We start from the raw sequence: 18,673 nt of genomic DNA on the forward strand, positions 1-18,673 counted from the left end.
GCAGAAGCTTTCCGATGGCCGGCAACGGAGCTGGCCTCAGCGCGGCTTGACGAACTTCAGAGTCATCCGGTCGCTTTCACCGATCGCCAGATATTTGGCGCGGTCCTTGTCGCCCAGGCGCAGTGTCGGCGGCAAGGTCCACACGCCCTCGACATGGTCGGCGGTGTCGCGCGGGTTGGCGTTGACCTCGCTCGCCCCGGCGAAGCGGAAGCCAGCCCCCTCGGCCAGCCGCCGCACGGTCGAAGTCTTGAGATAGCCGGTGTTCTTCTCCCGCGCGGCGTCCGCCCGCTCGGGCAGCCGGTGATCGACCACGCCCAGCGTGCCGCCGGGCTTCAGCATGTCGTACATCTGCTTGAACGCCAGCTCGGCATAGGGCTCGTCGCCCATCGCCCAGTTGTGCACGTTGCGGAAGGTCAGCACCACGTCCGCGCTGGCCGCCGGCACGCCCTGCTCGCCAGCTGCCCGCACCGGAAACACTGCGGTCTTCGCGGCGCCATAAAGCTGCGGATTGGTGCCGACGAAGGTACGGAAGCCCTGGACTCCCTGGGCGGACGTCGCCGCATGATAACTCCCCCCGCCGCGCGTGAGATAGGGAACCAGGATCTCGCTGTACCAGCCACGGCCGGGAGAGATCTCGACCACCGTGTCGCTGGGCTTCACGCCGAAAAAGGCGAGGGTGCCCGCCGGGTTGCGGTACTTGTCGCGAGCGACGTTGGCGGGCGTGCGGGTGGGCGCCTTCAACGCTTGTGCGAGCTGCGCCCGGTGCGGCGCGGACAATTGAGCGGTAGCCGGGGCGGCCAGTGTGAAGGCGGCGGCAAGGATGGCGGCGCGGCGGAACATTGAGAACTCCTGTTTGTAACAGGCTCTCCGGATGAACGCAGCCGGGGCGGTCCGCAAGCCCGCTTATAGGCACGCCTCGAGGTAAGGCTGGTCGAACCCGAACTGCTTCGCTTTCTCCAGCGTATACGGCCTGAGGCCCATGCTCCGGTATTCGCCGATGATCTTGCCGTCGGCGCTCTCGTCCAGATACTCGAACTTGAACAACTCCTGGGTGACGATGACCTCGCCCTCCATGCCGATCACCTCGGTGACGTTGGTGGTCCGGCGCGAGCCGTCGCGGAGGCGCTTGACCTGGACGATGAGGTCGACAGAGTCGGCGATCTGACGGCTGATCGCCTCTTTGGGAATCTTGATGTCGCCCATCATCACCATGTTCTCCATACGCGCCAGGCATTCGCGCGGGGAGTTGGAGTGGAGCGTCGCCATCGACCCGTCGTGACCCGTGTTCATCGCGGCCAGCAGGTCGAAGCACTCCTGGCCGCGGATTTCGCCCAGGATGATCCGGTCGGGACGCATACGCAGCGCGTTGATGACGAGATCACGGATGGTGATCGCGCCCTGGCCTTCCAGGTTTGGCGGGCGGGTCTCGAGCGGCAGCCAGTGCGGCTGCTGCAGCCGGAGCTCGGCCGCGTCTTCGATGGTGATCACGCGCTCGCCCGGGTCGATCATCTTGGACAGGGCGTTGAGCATGGTCGTCTTGCCTGAGCCCGTGCCGCCCGAGATGACCACGTTCATCCGGCTGGCCCCGGCAATCTTGAGCACGGTCGCCATCTTCTCGGACATCGATCCGAAGCCGCGCATCATGTCGAGCGTGATCGGCTTTTCCGAGAACTTGCGGATGGAGATGGCGGTGCCGCGCAGCGACAGCGGCGGTATGATCACGTTGACGCGGCTGCCGTCCTGAAGGCGCGCGTCGGCCAGCGGCGTGGTCTGGTCGACGCGGCGGCCGACCTTGTTGACGATGCGCTGGGCGATCTGAAACAGATGCTCCTCGTCGCGGAATTGGATCTGCGCCAGCTCCAGCTTGCCCTTGCGCTCGATAAAGGTCTGTTCGGGGCCATTGACCATGATGTCGCTGATCGCCGGGTCGGCCAGCAGCTCCTCCAGCGGCCCCAGGCCGAGCAGCTCGTCGACCAGCACCTTTTCCAGCGCGAACTGCTCGCGCCGGTTCAGCGTGATCTTGAGCTCGGCCAGCACCTCGCCGATGATCGGGCGGAACTCCTCGGCCAACTCCTCCTTGCCGAGCGTCGCGGCGGCTTCCGGATCGACCCGCTCCAATAGCCGCGGAAGCACTTGCTCCTTGATCCGGTGAACGCTCGCCTCAAAGCCTTCCGCCTTGCTGCTGCCGGCGTCGGCGCTGGCGTTCATGCGGCTGTTGAGGCGGTCCATCGCACCGACCGGTGCGGCCGGATCGAAGGGAGTGGCAGGCTCCTCGGCGAGCGGGAAAGGCTCGGGATCAGACCCGGCGACGGCGCCCCCCGGGCCGCCTTTCATCGGACGCGCCACGCCGAAGCTGGGGCGCTGCCCGCCGCCCCCACCGCCGCGCTTGCCGAATGCGTTCATGCCCCAACCCCGATTAACTCGGGATGGTGAATAGGGGTCAAACTTTACCGAAAGGATAAGGGGGCGTTTGCGAGTAGCCGGACGGCGCTCGGGGCCGCGCCGACACGCGGCTTACGCTTCCGCGCTCTCCGCCAGCACGGTCAGCCCGTTCGCGCCGACCTCGGCAAAGCCGCCGCTGACCCGCACCCGCTCGGGCGTGGCGCCCGCGGTGCGGTACACCGCCAGCTCACCGTCGCGCAGCGTGGTCATATAGGGCGCGTGGCCCGCCATCACCCCGAACTCGCCCTCGCTGCCGGGCACGACCACCATGTGGACGTCTGCGGCGAGCACCTGGCGTTCGGGGGTGACGAGTTCGAAGCGAAGGTCGGGCATGTCAGGCCGCCGCTGCCAGCTTCTCGGCCTTCGCCACCGCTTCCTCGATGCCGCCGACCATGTAGAAGGCGCTCTCGGGCAGGTGGTCGTACTCGCCGCTGACCACCGCGCGGAAGCTGCGCACCGTTTCCTCGATAGGGACGAACTTGCCCGGGATGCCGGTGAATACTTCGGCGACGTGGAACGGCTGGCTGAGGAAGCGCTGGATCTTGCGGGCGCGGGCAACCGTCAGCTTATCCTCTTCGGACAGCTCGTCCATGCCCAGGATGGCGATGATGTCCTGCAGCGACTTGTAACGCTGCAGCGTTTCCTGGACCGCACGCGCGGTCTCGTAATGCTCCTGGCCGACGACCGCCGGCGAGAGCACGCGGCTGGTCGAGTCCAGCGGGTCCACCGCCGGGTAGATGCCGAGCTCGGAGATGGCGCGCGACAGCACGGTGGTGGCGTCGAGGTGGGCGAACGAAGTCGCCGGCGCCGGGTCGGTCAGGTCGTCCGCGGGCACGTAGATCGCCTGCACCGAGGTGATCGAGCCCTTGTTGGTCGAGGTGATCCGCTCCTGCAGCGCGCCCATGTCGGTCGACAGGGTCGGCTGGTAGCCTACGGCCGAGGGGATGCGGCCGAGCAGCGCCGACACTTCCGAACCCGCCTGAGTGAAGCGGAAGATGTTGTCTACGAAGAACAGCACGTCCTGGCCTTCGACGTCGCGGAAGTACTCGGCCTGGGTCAGGCCGGACAGGGCGACGCGGGCGCGCGCTCCCGGCGGCTCGTTCATTTGGCCGAATACCAAGGCGACCTTGGAGCCTTCGGACGTGGCATTGCCGTCCGCGTCCTTGGCGATCACGCCCGCGTCGAGGAACTCGTGATAAAGGTCGTTGCCCTCGCGGGTCCGCTCGCCGACGCCGGCGAACACGCTGGTGCCGCCGTGGCCCTTGGCGATGTTGTTGATCAGCTCTTGGATGAGCACGGTCTTGCCGACGCCGGCGCCGCCGAACAGGCCAATCTTGCCGCCCTTGGCGTAGGGGGCGAGCAGGTCGATGACCTTGATGCCGGTGACCAGGATCGAGGTCTCGGTCGACTGGTCCACGAACAGCGGCGCCTCGCGGTGGATCGGAGCGGTCTCGGTGTGGCCGATCGGGCCGCGCTCGTCGATCGGCTCGCCGATCACGTTCATGATGCGGCCGAGCGTCTTGGGACCAACGGGCACGCGAATCTGCGAGCCGGTGGAGCGCACCGTCTGGCCGCGGGTCAGGCCGTCGGTCGAGTCCATGGCGATGGTGCGGACCAGGTTCTCGCCGAGGTGCTGCGCCACCTCCAGGACCAGGCGCCCGCCATTGTTCTCGGTTTCCAGCGCGGACAGGATCTGCGGCAGCTCGCCGTCGAACGCGACGTCGACGACGGCGCCGATGACCTGCGCCACGCGGCCGGTCAGGTTGCTGGTGGTGCTCTCGCGAGCGATGGTGTCGGCGGCGGTGGCCATGGTCTGCTTCCTTGCCTTCGTGGTTCTTTAAAGCGCTTCGGCGCCCGAGATGATCTCGACGAGTTCGGTGGTGATCGCCGCCTGGCGCTGGCGATTGTACTGGATGCTGAGGCGGTTGATCATGTCGCCCGCGTTGCGGGTCGCATTGTCCATCGCCGTCATCTGCGATCCGTAGAAGCCCGCCTGGTTCTCCAGCAGCGCGCGGTAGATCTGGACCGCGACGTTGCGCGGCAGCAGCGCGGCAAGGATGTCCTCCTCGTCCGGCTCATACTCCACCGCGGCCGACGCACCCGAGGCCGCGCTGTCGTTGGCGGCGGCGGGACGGACCGGGATGATCTGGTCGACCGTCGGCTCCTGCGCCAGTACCGAGCGGAAGTTGGAGTAGGCGAGGTGCGCCACGTCGAACTGGCCGCTCTCGAACCGCTCGATGATCTCGGCGGCGATCGCCTGCGCTTCGGCGTAGCTCGGGTTCTTCATCTCCGACGTGTCGAACTGGCCAACGATCTGGCCGGGATAGAAGCGCCCGATCACCGGCCGCGCCTTGCGCCCGACCAGGTAGAAGCTGACCTGCCGCCCTTGCGCGATCAGCTCGTCGGCGGCGCGGCGGGCGGCGCGGACGATGTTGGTGTTGAACGCGCCGGCGAGGCCCCGGTCGCCGCTCGCCAGCACGATCAGGTGGCGCTGCTCGGCCCCCGTGCCGGCGATGAGCCGCGGGCTCTGCGGACCCACGGTGATGCGGCTGGCGAGGCTCGAGACCACGTCCGACAAGCGAGCGGAGTAGGGCCGGCCACTTTCCGCATTGCTCTGCGCCCGGCGCAGCTTGGCCGCGGCGACCATTTTCATCGCCTTGGTGATCTTCTGCGTCGACTTCACCGAGCCGATGCGGATCTTGAGGGCTTTAAGCGATGCCATCTACTTCGCGCGCTCTGCATTCCAGTTGAAGAGAAAGTTGCGTTGTTCCGCCCAGGTTTGCCCCTGGACCCTGCCGCCGACCAGGCAGGCCGACGTATGGTACGGACCAACTCCATCGCTGGTGCGGAAGCTTACGCAGGTGCGGCCACGATCGGTCTTCCACCGCCCCGCTACGATCGGGCTCTGGTAGAAGCTGCCACTTACCGTCCCGTTGGTGGAGAGCGTCAGCTGCATGGGTTGGGTATAAGCCTTGTCCCCCGGCTTGCTCGTGAGGTCGACGACCCACGCGCCATCTAGCGGCGATCCGGCCTGCACCGCTGCCAAAGCCAGCGCAAGGACCCCAGCGGTCATCTACGCGAACTGCTTGCCGAACGCCGTGAGCGCGTCCTTGAGCGCCGCCGCCGTCTCGTCGTCCAGCGCCTTGGTGTCGCGGATGCGCGCCAGCACCTCGGGCTTCTCCGCCCGCAGGTAGCTCAGCATCGCCGCTTCGTAGCGCGTCACGTCACGGGTCTCGACGGTGTCGATGAAGCCTTGCGTACCGGCGTAGATGGACGCGACCTGCTCCTCCACCGGCATCGGCTGGAATTGCGGCTGCTTGAGCAGCTCGGTCAGCCGCGCGCCGCGGGCCAGCAGCTTCTGCGTGGACGCATCGAGGTCCGAGCCGAACTGCGCGAACGCCGCCATCTCGCGGTACTGCGCCAGCTCCAGCTTGATCGAGCCCGCGACCTTCTTCATCGCCTTGGTCTGCGCGGCCGAGCCTACCCGGCTGACCGACAGGCCGACGTTGATGGCCGGACGGATGCCCTGATAGAACAGGTCCGTTTCCAGGAAGATCTGGCCGTCGGTGATCGAGATGACGTTGGTCGGGATGTAGGCCGACACGTCGCCCGCCTGCGTCTCGATGACCGGCAGCGCGGTCAGCGAGCCGTTGCCGTTGGCGTCGTTCATCTTGGCGGCGCGCTCGAGCAGCCGGCTGTGGAGGTAGAACACGTCGCCCGGATAGGCCTCGCGGCCCGGCGGACGGCGCAGCAGCAGCGACATCTGGCGATAGGCCACCGCCTGCTTCGACAGGTCGTCATAGACGATCACGGCGTGCATGCCGTTGTCGCGGAAATACTCGCCCATCGCGCAGCCGGTATAGGGCGCCAGGAACTGCAGCGGGGCCGGCTCCGAAGCCGTCGCGGCGACGACGATCGAATATTCCATCGCGCCATTCTCTTCGAGCGCGCGGACGATCTGCGCCACCGTGGAGCGCTTCTGCCCCACCGCGACGTAGATGCAGTAGAGCTTCTGGCTTTCGTCGGTGCCGGCGTTGGCCTGCTTCTGGTTGATGAAGGTGTCCAGCGCGACGGCGGTCTTGCCGGTTTGGCGGTCGCCGATGATCAGCTCGCGCTGTCCGCGGCCGACGGGCACCAGCGCGTCCAGCGCCTTGAGGCCGGTCTGCACCGGCTCGTGCACCGACTTGCGCGGGATGATGCCGGGCGCCTTGACCTCGACCCGGCTGCGGCCCTCGGCGACGATCGGGCCCTTGCCGTCGATCGGGTTGCCGAGCGCGTCGACCACGCGGCCGAGCAGGCCCTTGCCGATCGGCACGTCGACAATGGTGCCGGTACGCCGCGCGGTGGAGCCTTCGGTGATCTCGGAGTCCGAGCCGAACACCACCACGCCGACGTTGTCGGCTTCCAGGTTCAGGGCCATGCCGCTGACGCCGCTCTCGAACTCGACCAGCTCGCCGGCCTGGACGTTGTCGAGGCCGTAGATGCGGGCGATGCCGTCGCCGACCGACAGCACCTGCCCGACTTCCGAGACCTGCGCGTCGGCATCGAAGTTCGCGATCTGGTCGCGGATGACGCGGGAGATTTCAGCGGCGCGGATGTCCATTGTTAGCCTTTCATCGCAGTCGCGAGAGTGTTCAGTTTGGTGCGGATGGAAGCGTCGATCATCTGGCTGCCGAGCCGGACGACGATGCCGCCGAGAATGGAAGGATCGACCCGCGCGTCGAGGCGCACGTCGGTACCGACACGCCCGCGCAGCTGCTGCCGAAGCGCATCCAGCTGGTCGTCGTCGAGCGGGCGCGCGGAGGTGACCTCCGCCGTTGTCTCGCCCCGATGCTCGGCGGCGAGCCGCCCGACCAGCCGGATGATCTCGGGCAGGTGCCGCAGCCGGCCGTTGCGGGCGAGCACCAGCAGGAAATTGGTGGTGATCGGGTCCAGCTGCAGCGCGGCCGCGGTGGCCGCCACCGCCTTGCCCGCCTCCGCGCGGCCGATCAGCGGCGAGTTGGTCAGCGACGCGAACTCCGGTGAGGTCTCCAGCGTCGAGCGGATTTCCACCAGGCTGCGCGCAACCGCTTCGATCTGGCGCTCGTCGCGGGCCAGGTCGAACAGCGCGGACGCGTAACGCCCCGCTAGGCTGGCCCTAATGCCGCCGGATGTCTCCACGCGCCCAAAGCTCCGTCAAAGATATGCAAAGCGGGGCGGAAGCGGCCGCAAAACCGCTCGCCCCAGCCGGGTCGCCGCGCCACTAGCAGGGGGGCTCGGGCGATGCAAGGCGGCCGGTCACAGGTCGAGGCTGAGGACGCGCGTGAACGGCGTGTCCAGATAGCCGCCGAAGGGAGCGCAGGGCCGAAAACCCGCGCCCTCGTACAAGCGCAGCGCGGCCGTGAACTCGGGGCCGCTGCCCGTCTCCAGGCTCAGATGGCGGTACCCGCGCCGCCGGGCTTCCTCGACGATCCTGCCAAGCAGCAGCCGGCCGACGCCCTGACCGAGTGCCGTCGGCGCGGTTCGCATCGACTTGATTTCGCCATTGAACGGATCAAGCTCCTTCAGCGCCCCGATTCCCAACAGCTCGCCCGCGCCTCGCCCGCTGAAGAAGGTGATGGACGGTTGGCGCAGCGCTGCCGCCGGCAGGACATGGCAAGCGTCGGGCGGCGAATGGCTGCGCATTGCCGCGAAGTGCAGGGAGAGGAGGGCCTGCACGTCTTCGCGGTCCAGCTCACCCTCATGGAACGTTGGTGCCATGCCGCGTCGATAATCCAATGCAAGCGATGTTAGCGAGGTGAAGTGCTCACCCCGCTTTGAGCGCAAGCTCCGGGATGCGGCGGGCGCGGCGAGGCGCTAAGAACCGGTGCATGATGAACACGCGCCTCCCTGAAGATCAGGCCTGGACCGCCTTCGAGACCCGCGACCGTGCCTTCGACGGACGCTTCTTCGTGGCCGTCAGCACCACCCGCATCTACTGCCGCCCGTCCTGCCCCGCGCGCCGGCCGCGGCGGGAGAACGCCGCCATCTTCCACGACGAGGCCGCCGTGCGCGCCGCGGGCTATCGTCCCTGCCTGCGCTGCAAGCCCGATCAAGTCGCGCGCGACCGGGCCGCGGTGGCAAAGGCCGTGCAGCTGATCGAAGGGGCGGAAACGCCGCCGCGGCTGGAGGAACTGGCCGAGGCGGTGGGCTACGCGCCGCACCATTTCCAGCGGCTGTTCACCCGCGACCTCGGCGTATCGCCCGCCGCCTATGCCCGCGCGCTGCGCAGCCGCCGCGCCGAACGCACCCTGGAGGAGAGCGCATCCGTGACCGACGCCATCTACGATGCGGGCTACAGCGCCCCCAGCCGCTTCTACCAGGACGCCGGAGAGCGCTTGGGCATGACCCCGTCCGTGTGGCGCGACGGCGGCCGCGGGGCGACCATCCGCTTCACGGTGGTCGACAGTCCGCTCGGCCCCTTGCTCATGGCGGCCACCGACCGCGGCATCTGCCGGCTGACCTTCGACGAGGACGAGGATGCGCTGCGCCGCCGCTTCCCCCATGCCACGATCCTCGCCGACGACGGCGCCATGGCCGAGCTGGTCGGCGGGGTGCTGCAGGCGGTCGCCACGCCTTGCGCCATGCCCGACCTGCCGCTGGACGTCGCCGGCACCGCCTTTCAGCAGGCGGTCTGGGCCGAGCTCCGCAAGATCCCGCCCGGCGAGACCCGCAGCTATGCGGAGATTGCCGCCGCGGTCGGCCAGCCCGGCGCAGTGCGCGCCGTCGGCACCGCCAACGGCAGCAACCCGATCACGGTGCTGGTTCCCTGCCACCGCGTGATCCGCTCCGACGGCTCGCTCGGCGGCTACGCCGGCGGGCTTGACCGCAAGCGCCGGCTGCTGCGCGCGGAAACCGACGGCAAGCCAGGCTCGTTGTTCGGCTGACTTGCCTCACCCGCTTTCCTTCGTTGCCGCGACCAATCGCTTCCTGACCAAGGCCTGGGCCAAGGGATGGTGGCCCGAGCCGGTGCTCGACAGTTCCGCGCTGGTGGCCGAGGCTTGCCGGCGGGAAAGGGTGGCCGCCATTCCCGGGCGCCACTGGCAGGAACCGTTCGAGCTCCTGCTCGATGACTTGCGCGAGCATGCCCGGCTGAACCCGCTGGGACGGCAGGTCGCCAACGGGCAGCTGGTTACCCTGTTGCGGCTGCGAATCCGCGCCGAGACGCTGCTCCGCGAGCACCGCGAGATCATCGAACGGCCGCTCGCCCGCCCCGTCATCATCCTCGGCCACATGCGCTCGGGCACCACCCGCCTGCACCGGCTGCTCGCCCAGGATCGCCGCTTCGCGCATACCCGCTTGTTCGAAAGCCTGGAGCCCGTGCCCCGCCGCGGCCGCCGGGCGCGGGCAGCTGTTGTGCAGCGCTTCCTGGAACTCGCCAACCCTGCCCTGGCCGCGGTCCATCCCACCCACCCACTCGAGCCGGAAGAGGAGTTCGGCCTGCACAGCTTCTCATTCCATGGCGCGCAGTTCGAGGCGCAGTGGCACGTCCCCGGCTTCGCCGCCTTCGCCCGCGAGCGCGACGGCGCCGTGCCCTACGGCGAGTTCGCCACTCTGCTGCGGATCATGGGCCGGTGCCGCGGCGACGACCCTGCCAAGCCCTGGCTGCTCAAGTCTCCCCAATTCACCGGCGAGCTCCAGCCGCTGCTGCGCCAGTTTCCGGACGCGCGGCTGCTCCGCCTCAACCGCGACCCCGCCGCCGTGGTCGGCTCCTCCGCGTCCCTGGTGTGGCATCAGCGGCGCATCCACAGCGACTGCGCCGACTCCCAGGCGATCGGCGCCGAGTGGCTGGACAAGACGCTGTGGCGCGAGCGCAAGCTCACCGCGGTACTACGCGACCATCGGCACGTGCCGCAGCTGCCGGTCGACTTCGACGAGGTCGGCGCCGAATGGGAAGCGGCCGTGCGCCGCATCTACGCCTTCCTCGACATGCCGCTGACCGATCCCGTGCTCCGCCGAATGCGCGGGCTGATGGCGCGGCCGCCCCGTCATCAAGGGCATCATTATCGGCTGGAGGATTTCGACCTGTCCGAGGCAGGGGTGCGCGAGGCTTTCCGAGAAGCCGAGGTTCAACCTCGTTAACTCGCGGCGACCGCCTGGCAGCGCGTGAGCCGAGAACGAGCGGCTCGGCAAGCCTTTCTGATCGAACCAGCTTTCCGCTCCGCGATGCGTAGGAGCAATCGACATCTACTCTTAACGGTTGACGAGTTTGTTCCATCGGCTCGTCGCGCTTTATATTCGCACCACGGGAAAGCATTTACCGGACAGTAGTACTCGATCCTTCATCATCGCAGCCTTCTCATCGGGGAAGGGGATTGGTGATGCGGGGGGCTGTTGCTTGTCTTGCGCTGGCGCTGCTGGCGAGTCCTGCGGGTGCGAACTACGGCTTCGCCGGGCAGGTCCTTACGATGCACAATGCGGAGCGCGGGCGCCTCAACGTCGCGCCGCTGGCCTGGGATCCGGCGCTGGCCGCGGCCGCCGACCGCTACGCTGGGCAGATGGCGGCGACCGGGCGCTGGGGTCACTCCCCCGCGGGCATGAGGGTCGGGCAGGGCGAGAACCTGTGGATGGGCACCCGCGGCGCATACAAGCTGCACGCAATGGTCGGCGGCTGGCTGTCGGAACGCCGCTGGTTCCGCCCGGCCGTGTTCCCGGCGGTGAGCCGCACCGGCCGCTGGTCGGACGTCGGCCATTACACCCAGATGGTCTCGCGCCAGACCACGCGGGTCGGCTGCGCGGTCCGGTCCTCGCGCGCTCACGAGTATCTGGTGTGCCGCTACTACCCGTCCGGCAACGTATTCGGCCGCCCGGTCGTCTAGGCGCCTGATCCGCTCGCGTCGTCCGGACGCGCCCAACTCGGCCCGGCCGGGACGAGCTCGTCGAGCACCCGAGCTGCCCACTCGCGGTAGGCGGCCTTCTTCTCCGGACCCATCCGCCCCCAAGTCCGATATTGGTTCCTGAGCCGCGGATTGCCGGCGAGCTTGTCCTCGTTGCGCGCCAGGAAGTCCCAGTAGAGCGAGTTATAAGGGCACGCCCTTGGGCCCACCTTCTTGGTCACGTCGTACACGCAGCCCCGGCAATAGTCCGACATGCGATCGATATACGCGCCCGATGCCGCATAGGGCTTGGTCCCGATCCGCCCCCCGTCGGCATATTGGCTCATGCCGATCACGTTGGCGTGCTCGACCCATTCGTAGGCGTCGGCATAGACCACCAGGAACCAGTCGCTGATCTGGCGCGGATCGACGCCCGCGATCAGCGCGAAGTTGCCCAGCACCATCAGCCGCTGGATGTGGTGCGCGTACGCATTGTCGCGCGTGTTGCGCACGCATTCGGCCATGCAGCGCATGTCGGTCTCGCCCGTCCAGTAGAAGTCGGGCAGGGGCCGCGTCGCACCGAGCGCGTTCGCCTCGTGCAGTTCCGGCATCTCCCGCCAGTACATGCCCCGCATATACTCGCGCCAGCCGATGATCTGGCGGATGAAGCCTTCCGCGCTATTGAGCGGCACCGCACCCGCGCGCCACGCCGCCTCCACCCTGCGGCAGGCATCGAGCGGATCGAGCAGCCCGCAGTTCATCGAAGTCGAGATCGCCGCGTGGAACAGCAGGTCCTCGCCGATCACCATCGCGTCCTGGTAGGTGCCGAAGTTCGGCAGGCGGCTGCTGATGAACTCGTCCAGCGCCGCCTCGGCGTCGGCCGCGGTGACCGGCAGCGCGAAATCGTCGAGCCGCCCGAAGTGGTTGCCGAAGCGCTGCTCGACCAGCACCATCACCTCGCGCGTGATCGCGTCGGGTTCGTTCGGGCGGCGGCGCGGGAAGTCACCTTCGTGCGGCGGTCCCGCCCGGTTGTCCTTGTCGTAGTTCCACTGCCCGCCTGCCGGCTTCCCGTCCGGCTCCATCAGCAGCCCGGTCCTGGCCCGCATCTCGCGGTAGAAGAACTCCATCGGCCGGTCCGCCGCCGCGGCCCAGGTGAAAAAGTCGGGCAGCGAACATACGAAGCGGTCGTCGCCGAGGATCTCGACCGGCACGCCCAGCCGCGCGCTCCAGCCCTCCATCGCCTTCTGCACCCGCCACTCGCCCGCCTCGACGATGCGGATGGCGTCCGGCCGGTGTCGGGCGACCGCCCGCTCCACCTCGCCCGAGAAGCTGCCGCTGTTCGCCGGATCGTCCAGGGTCATATAATCGACCGTCCACCCGCGTGTCCGCAGCTCGGCCGCGAAGTGGCGCATGGCGGAGAGGATCAGAACGATCTTCTGCTTGTGGTGCAGCACGTAGCTGCATTCGTTGCCGACCTCCATCATCAGCACGACCGAGTCCGCGGGATCGCTGGCCTTCAGCGAGGCAAGATTATGCGAGCATTGATCGCCGAGGATGGGAACGAGCGTGGGCACGCCCGCAGAAACCCTAAAGGAAGCTATACGGGTCCACGACCATTCTACGAGGGTTTGCGCGCGCCCTCAGCTACCGCCCGCGCCTTGGCCGCTCGCCTCCGCCTCCTGGGCGTCGAGCAGAGCTGTCGCCTGTGCCGCGTTCCCCTGAGCGAGCGCCTGCTGGACCTGCTGAAGCCGCGCGCGGGACTTGCCCGCGTGCGGGTTGTTGGCAATCGGGCCGAACAACGCCCGCGCCTCCGCCAACTGCTTGTCCTTGATCAGCTGACGCACCGCGAGCATGCGCACACCGCCATCCTGCGGAACGATGCGCTGCGCATACAGCAGCCCTTTGACCGCATTGCGGGTCGGCTCGATGCCTTGCTCGAGATAGCTTCGATAGAACAGCATCAGCGGCTCCGCATCCTCCGGGTCGAGGCGGTTGGCTCTGCCGATCAGGGCGCGGATCGCCTTCCAGTCGGCTTTCGGCGGCTCGGCCTCAGCACTGGCGAGCAGCGCTCGCGCCTTCATGATCATCGGCTTGGCATAGCTTGGCCGCAGCGCCAGCGCCCGGTCGGCCGCGGCGACGGCGGCGGCATGGTTGCCCGCGTCCGTTTCCGCTTCGGCAAGGGCCGCTAGCACCGCCGGGTCGCCCGGGAACCGCGCCGCGACCTTGCGGGCGTCGGCAAGGACCCTCGGTGCGGTTTTCCTGCCGACACCCCGTTCCGACCGCATCACCACCGGCAGGACGGCGCTCTCCGCGGGACTTAGGGAACGAAGCTCGACCGGCGCGACCTTCAACTTGTTCGCCGGAAGCGTCAGTCCGAGGATCTTCCGCTGTTCGAGGTAGCGGTTCAGGTCCCTGCTCAACAGCTTAAGGTCGCCGAACGCGCTCTTGGCGGCCTCGAGCGCGGTCATCCCGTTCTGGATGCCCATCACGTAGCGGCTGAGCTGTCCTTTTCGGGACGGCTGAAAGGTCAGCATGTGGGTGAGCAGCCAGCCGCGGCCATAAAGCTGCTCCATCTGCGCGTCCGACAACTTCTGAAGCGTCGCTCCAACCATGTCCTGGACGGAAAGGTTGTTCGCCCCGAACAGGCCATGGGCGCGATGCTGCGCAGCGCGGCCGACGGTCACCGAGCCGTCCTTGTTGATCGATGCGGTGGCGTAGAGCTCCGCCGCACCCTCCACGACCCACGCCGGCACGGCCACGTCGAGTTCCTGCAGCATGAGGTGATGCAGATACTCGTGGAAGAAGACCGTCTGCGCCCGCAGGTCGTTGAAGTTTTCGCTGTCGCGCTGCCGGTGTACAAAGGCTCGCGCGCCCGAAGCGCGGCCGATGTACATGCCTGCGATCCCGCTTCCCGGCACTCCGGCCAGCGATGCCACGGCGCCTTGGGATGGCAGCACGTATATCGTCAACCGGCCGGCGTCCGTGAGCTCCGGATCCTCCATGCTGCGTAACAGGCGGACCGCCTGGTCGAAGCGCTCAAGGTCGTCGGCATATCGCCGGAGCTGCTTGGGATGCTGTTCCGAATAGATTATGAAGTGCTTGGAGCGGGCTTCGGTCCAGCCCGCCCAAGCCGACTGGCTCGCGGTAGCCAGGGCCACCGCCAGTCCGAGATGTCTCCACGCCATAAACAGGTCCCCCGGTCCGATCGCAAGCAGCTTAGAAGCTGTTTCTTTACAGTCGAGTCGGAAGTTTCTTCACACGAAGCTGTACGGATCCACGTCCACGCCGACCCGCGTCTTGGCGTTCCACTCGATGCCGGCCAGCCAGTCGCGGATCACGTCCTGCACGTCCAGGCTGCGCGCCGCATGGACCAGCAGCCGCTGCCGGTGCCGCCCGCGCAGCATGGCGAGTGGGGCAGGGGCGGGGCCGAATACCGCCATGTCCTCGACCGTCGGCGCGCTGTTGCCGATCCTGCGCGCCACCGCCGCAGCTTCCTCCGCATCCTCCGAACTGACCACAATTGCCGCCAGCCGCCCGAATGGCGGCATCGCCGCCTCCCGCCGCGCCTCGGTCTCCGCTTCGTAGAAGCTCGCCGCATCGCCCTCGATCAGCGCCGCGATCACCCGCGCCTCGGGATCGTGCGTCTGGACCAGCACGCGCCCGGGCTTCTCGCCGCGCCCGGCGCGCCCGGCCACCTGCGCGATCTGCTGGAAGCTGCGCTCCGCCGCGCGAAGGTCGCCGCCCTGCAGCCCGAGGTCCGCATCGACCACCCCGACCAGCGTCAGATTGGGGAAGTGATAGCCCTTGGTCACCAGCTGGGTGCCGACCACGATGTCGATCGCGCCCCCTTCCATCTGCGCGACGAACTCCGCGGCCTTGGCCGGCGCCCAGATGGTGTCGCTGGTGACGATCGCCGTGCGCGCTTCGGGGAACAGCGCGGCCACCTCGTCGGCGATCCGCTCCACTCCCGGCCCGCAGGCGACCAGGCTGTCCTCCTCGCCGCACTCGGGGCACAGCCGCGGCGGCGGCATGACGTGCCCGCAATGGTGGCAGGCCAGCCGGTGCATCAGCCGGTGCTCGACCATCCACGCGGTGCAGTTCGGGCACTGGAAACGGTGCCCGCAGCTGCGGCACAGGGTCAGCGGCGCGAAGCCGCGGCGGTTGAGGAACAGCAGGCTCTGCTCGCCCGCTTGGAGGTTCGCTTCCAGCTCCGCCACCAGGCTCGGCGCCAGCCAGCGCCCGCGCGGCGGCGGGTCCCGCGTCAGGTTGATCGCCCGCATCTCCGGCAGCTGCGCATCGGCGAAGCGGCTCGGCAGCTTGAGCTCGCGGTAGCGGCCGATCTCCACCATATGCCGGGTCTCGATCGCCGGCGTCGCCGAGGACAGCACCACCGGCACCTCCTCGAGCTTGCCCCGCATCACCGCCACGTCGCGGGCGTGGTACTGGACGCCGTCCTCCTGCTTGAAGCTCGGCTCGTGCGCCTCGTCGACCACGATCAGTCCAAGCTTGGCGTAAGGCAGGAACAACGCCGAGCGCGCGCCCACCGTCACCTTGGCCTCGCCCGAGACGATCCCGCGGAACGCCCGCCGCCGTTCGGACGAGCGCAGCCCCGAATGCCACGCCGTCGGCGCGCAGCCGAACCGCGCCTCGAAGCGCTTGAGGAACGGCTCCGTAAGCGCGATCTCCGGCAGCAGCACCAGCGCCTGGCGGCGCTGCCGAACGCACTCGGCGATCGCCTCGAAATAGACCTCGGTCTTGCCCGATCCCGTCACCCCGTCGAGCAGCACCGGGTCAAAGTCCCCGCCGATCGCCCCCGCCAGGCTCTTCGCGGCTGCGCGCTGCTCAGGGTTGAGCTCCGGCGGCGCGAAGTCCGGGTCCGGGCAGTCGAGCGGCCGGTCCGCATCCACCTGCACCGCCTCCAGCGCCCCCGCGTTCACCAGTCCGCGCAACACCGTGTCCGAGACTTTCGCATGATCCGCCAACTCGCGCACCGTGCCCTGCCGACCTTCGAGCTTCTCCAGCGCCTGCCGCCGCTGCGGGGTCAGCCGGTCGGGCACCAGCCCCGTCGGCCGATACTCCGTCAGCTGCCGCGGCCCCTCCAGCGCGCTCGATGACGGCAGCACCATCCGCAGCACGGCCGGGAGCGGCGCAAGATAGTAATCCGCCACCCACTCGACCAAGCGCCTGAGCGGCGCCGGCACCCGGGGGCTCGGCAGCACTCCCGCCAGCGGTCGCAGCCGGTTGTCCCCGACTTCCTCAGTCGGCAGCCGCTCCGCTTCCCACGCCACCCCGACCAGCTGCCGCGGCCCGAGCGGCGCGACGACGATGCTGCCGGGCTCGACCGCGGCCCCCTCCGGCACGCGATAGTCCAGCGGGCCGAGCGCGGCGTTGAGAGTGACGACACGAACGCGGGGGAGGGGCACCGGTCGGCTCTAGCCGCCGGGACTCCCCGCCCACAAGCGCCCGTTCACGCCCGGCGGGCGTAGAGCGTGTGCCGGGTCCAGGGCCGCGGATGGTCCGGCCGGCCGCGCACTTCGTAGCCCGCCTCCCGCAGAAACGCCTCCACCTCAGCCCGCGTGCGGGTTTCGGGGCCGGGGATGAAGTCGTGGCACGAAATGGCGAGATGCCGGATCTCGACGGCGCCGAAGCCTCGGATCGCCAGCCGCTCCGCGCCTTCGATGTTCATCTTGAGGAAGTCGATACGCCCGACACCAAGCTCCCGGCAGAGTGACTCCAGCGACTTCGCCGGTACCGTTACCCTGCCCGAGCCGCCCTCGATAACCGAGTTCGCCAGGTGGCTATCCCCGCTCGAGATGCGCAGTTCGCCGTCGCGGTCGGCCAGCGCCAGTTGCAGCGGCACGACGTTGCTCCGCCCGGACTGCGCCACCGTCTTGCGGAGGCAGCGGAAGGTGTCCGGATGCGCCTCGACCGAGTAGACCCGCGCCGCCATGTCGGCGAACACCACCGCTTCCTCGCCCAGCCCCGCGCCGACGTCGAACACCACGTCTTCGGGTCGCAGCCGGTAGTCGAACAGCCACTCGTCGACGATCTTGTCGCGAACATAGCCGTAGCGCTGGGCGAACGGCGTCGGGCTGACGAAGGTGCATGCCGCCTGGCGGTTGACCCAGTCGCCGTCGGCATCGATCGCGAAGGAGCGGTCGCGGTAGACCAGGTCCGCGACACCCGCCGCGGTGCGCTTCAGGCCGGCCGCATGGATCCGCTCCAACGCGTGACCCAGGCGCCCGGACAGGTCCACTTACTTGCCCCGCTTCTTCCGATGGCTGTCCAGGTCCAGCACCGCGAACTCCTCGCCCTGCAGCAGTCCCAGCCGGCGCGCTACCTCCTGGTAGGCCTCGGCCTCGCCGCCCAGGCTCTGCCGGAAGCGGTCCTTGTCCAGTTTCTCGTTGGTCTTCATGTCCCACAGGCGGCAGCCGTCCGGGCTGATCTCGTCGGCCAGGATGATCCGCGGATAGTCGTTCTCATACACTCGCCCGAACTCCAGCTTGAAGTCGATCAGGCGGATTCCGATCGCCGCAAACAGGCCGCACATGAAGTCGTTCACGCGGATCGCCATGTCGGCGATGTCGTTCATCTCTTCCTGGCTGGCCCAGCCGAAGCAGGCGATATGCTCGTCCGCGACCATCGGGTCGCCCAGCGCGTCGTCCTTGTAGCAATATTCGATGATCGTGCGCGGCAGCTGGGTGCCTTCCTCGATGCCCAGCCGCTTGCTGAGCGAGCCGGCCGCGACGTTGCGGACGATCACCTCCAGCGGCACGATCTCCACCTGCCGAATCAGCTGCTCGCGCATGTTCAGGCGGCGGATGAAGTGGGTCGGCACGCCGATCGTCGCAAGCGACGTGAAGATATGCTCGCTGATGCGGTTGTTGAGCACGCCCTTGCCGCTGATAGTCCCGCGCTTCTGCGCGTTGAAGGCGGTGGCGTCGTCCTTGAAATATTGGATCAGCGTGCCGGGCTCGGGACCCTCGTAGAGGATCTTGGCCTTGCCTTCGTAGATCTGCCGGCGGCGAGCCATGGATAGTCGCGTCCTCGCTGGAAAAAAGGCGCCCCGGCCACTCGGGTCGATGACTCGACGCTAGGGGCCGGGGCGGTTGAAGGGGCTATAAGCGAGCACGGCCCGCCGCGCAATCGAGCGGGCCGGTCAGGCTGGAGCAACAGCGAGGATGGTTAGCGTTCGACCGTCCGGCAGGTCGATCTCGTCACCGACCTCGCCGCCGAGCATCGCCCGGACCAGCGGGGCGGTGAAGCCGACGCGTCCGGTGGCGGGGTCGCTCTCGTCGTGGCCGACGATCTCGATGGTCCGGGAACGGTCGTCGTGCTGGTAGGTAAGTCGGACGCCGATCGCGACTTTCTCACCGGAGGGCAGGGGGGCGAGCTGG

Annotated in this window: 18 protein-coding genes; 3 read left to right on the forward strand and 15 right to left on the reverse strand. The window is 68.3% G+C overall.

Annotated features, from left to right (window positions below; translation table 11 throughout):
• Positions 1-36 precede the first annotated feature (36 nt).
• The 9 genes from QZX62_RS08505 to QZX62_RS08545 form a co-directional block, all read right to left on the reverse strand.
• Positions 37-840 carry a methyltransferase gene (locus QZX62_RS08505; protein ID WP_294173645.1) on the reverse strand — a complete coding sequence of 268 codons (804 nt, stop codon included), beginning with the start codon at positions 838-840 and terminating at the stop codon, positions 37-39.
• A gap of 63 nt (positions 841-903) precedes the next feature.
• Positions 904-2,403: a CpaF family protein gene (locus tag QZX62_RS08510; protein WP_294173646.1), complete on the reverse strand. Its 1,500-nt coding sequence runs from the start codon at positions 2,401-2,403 to the stop codon at positions 904-906.
• A gap of 111 nt (positions 2,404-2,514) precedes the next feature.
• The gene (locus tag QZX62_RS08515; RefSeq protein WP_294173647.1) at positions 2,515-2,775 is read right to left on the reverse strand and encodes an ATP synthase F1 subunit epsilon; all 261 of its coding nucleotides are present in this window, start codon (positions 2,773-2,775) and stop codon (positions 2,515-2,517) included.
• Position 2,776: 1 nt separating this feature from the next.
• Complete coding sequence (atpD, locus tag QZX62_RS08520) at positions 2,777-4,252, reverse strand: F0F1 ATP synthase subunit beta (protein ID WP_294173648.1); 1,476 nt, start codon at positions 4,250-4,252, stop codon at positions 2,777-2,779.
• Positions 4,253-4,279: 27 nt separating this feature from the next.
• Positions 4,280-5,164: a F0F1 ATP synthase subunit gamma gene (locus QZX62_RS08525; RefSeq protein WP_294173650.1), complete on the reverse strand. Its 885-nt coding sequence runs from the start codon at positions 5,162-5,164 to the stop codon at positions 4,280-4,282.
• Entirely contained in the window at positions 5,165-5,515 is a 351-nt protein-coding gene (locus tag QZX62_RS08530; RefSeq protein WP_294173651.1) for a hypothetical protein, read from the reverse strand.
• Entirely contained in the window at positions 5,516-7,045 is a 1,530-nt protein-coding gene (atpA, locus tag QZX62_RS08535) for a F0F1 ATP synthase subunit alpha (RefSeq protein WP_294173653.1), read from the reverse strand. It lies immediately after the preceding gene.
• A 2-nt stretch (positions 7,046-7,047) separates the two neighbouring features.
• Positions 7,048-7,602, reverse strand: coding sequence for a F0F1 ATP synthase subunit delta (locus QZX62_RS08540; protein WP_294173655.1), 555 nt, complete (start codon positions 7,600-7,602; stop codon positions 7,048-7,050).
• 117 nt (positions 7,603-7,719) lie between these two features.
• Complete coding sequence (locus QZX62_RS08545) at positions 7,720-8,181, reverse strand: GNAT family N-acetyltransferase (RefSeq protein WP_294173657.1); 462 nt, start codon at positions 8,179-8,181, stop codon at positions 7,720-7,722.
• Positions 8,182-8,291: 110 nt separating this feature from the next.
• On the opposite strand from QZX62_RS08545, the gene QZX62_RS08550 reads away from it, so the two are divergent.
• From QZX62_RS08550 to QZX62_RS08560, 3 genes are all read left to right on the forward strand, one after another.
• Complete coding sequence (locus QZX62_RS08550) at positions 8,292-9,347, forward strand: bifunctional transcriptional activator/DNA repair enzyme AdaA (protein WP_294173658.1); 1,056 nt, start codon at positions 8,292-8,294, stop codon at positions 9,345-9,347.
• A 1-nt stretch (position 9,348) separates the two neighbouring features.
• A complete protein-coding gene (locus QZX62_RS08555; protein ID WP_294173659.1) occupies positions 9,349-10,542 on the forward strand; it encodes a sulfotransferase in 1,194 nt (397 codons plus the stop codon).
• Between the two features lie 239 nt (positions 10,543-10,781).
• Positions 10,782-11,279 carry a CAP domain-containing protein gene (locus QZX62_RS08560; RefSeq protein ID WP_294173661.1) on the forward strand — a complete coding sequence of 166 codons (498 nt, stop codon included), beginning with the start codon at positions 10,782-10,784 and terminating at the stop codon, positions 11,277-11,279.
• Here the strand turns inward: QZX62_RS08560 and QZX62_RS08565 are convergent.
• The 6 genes from QZX62_RS08565 to QZX62_RS08590 all read right to left on the reverse strand — a co-directional run.
• Positions 11,276-12,850, reverse strand: a complete 1,575-nt coding sequence (locus QZX62_RS08565; RefSeq protein WP_294173663.1) for a cryptochrome/photolyase family protein — start codon at positions 12,848-12,850, stop codon at positions 11,276-11,278. The two genes, QZX62_RS08560 and QZX62_RS08565, sit on opposite strands and share 4 nt — an antisense overlap.
• A 66-nt stretch (positions 12,851-12,916) precedes the next feature.
• Entirely contained in the window at positions 12,917-14,461 is a 1,545-nt protein-coding gene (locus QZX62_RS08570; protein ID WP_294173664.1) for a hypothetical protein, read from the reverse strand.
• 69 nt (positions 14,462-14,530) lie between these two features.
• The gene (locus QZX62_RS08575) at positions 14,531-16,699 is read right to left on the reverse strand and encodes a primosomal protein N' (protein WP_294173665.1); all 2,169 of its coding nucleotides are present in this window, start codon (positions 16,697-16,699) and stop codon (positions 14,531-14,533) included.
• 44 nt (positions 16,700-16,743) lie between these two features.
• Positions 16,744-17,532 carry an FkbM family methyltransferase gene (locus QZX62_RS08580; RefSeq protein WP_294173667.1) on the reverse strand — a complete coding sequence of 263 codons (789 nt, stop codon included), beginning with the start codon at positions 17,530-17,532 and terminating at the stop codon, positions 16,744-16,746.
• Positions 17,533-18,309: a phosphoribosylaminoimidazolesuccinocarboxamide synthase gene (purC, locus tag QZX62_RS08585; RefSeq protein ID WP_294173668.1), complete on the reverse strand. Its 777-nt coding sequence runs from the start codon at positions 18,307-18,309 to the stop codon at positions 17,533-17,535.
• A gap of 126 nt (positions 18,310-18,435) precedes the next feature.
• On the reverse strand, positions 18,436-18,673 hold a 238-nt coding region (locus QZX62_RS08590; RefSeq protein WP_294173670.1), incomplete at its 5' end, for a GreA/GreB family elongation factor.

It is taken from the genome of uncultured Sphingomonas sp., assembly GCF_902806265.1.
In the GTDB taxonomy this organism is placed as follows: domain Bacteria; phylum Pseudomonadota; class Alphaproteobacteria; order Sphingomonadales; family Sphingomonadaceae; genus Sphingomicrobium.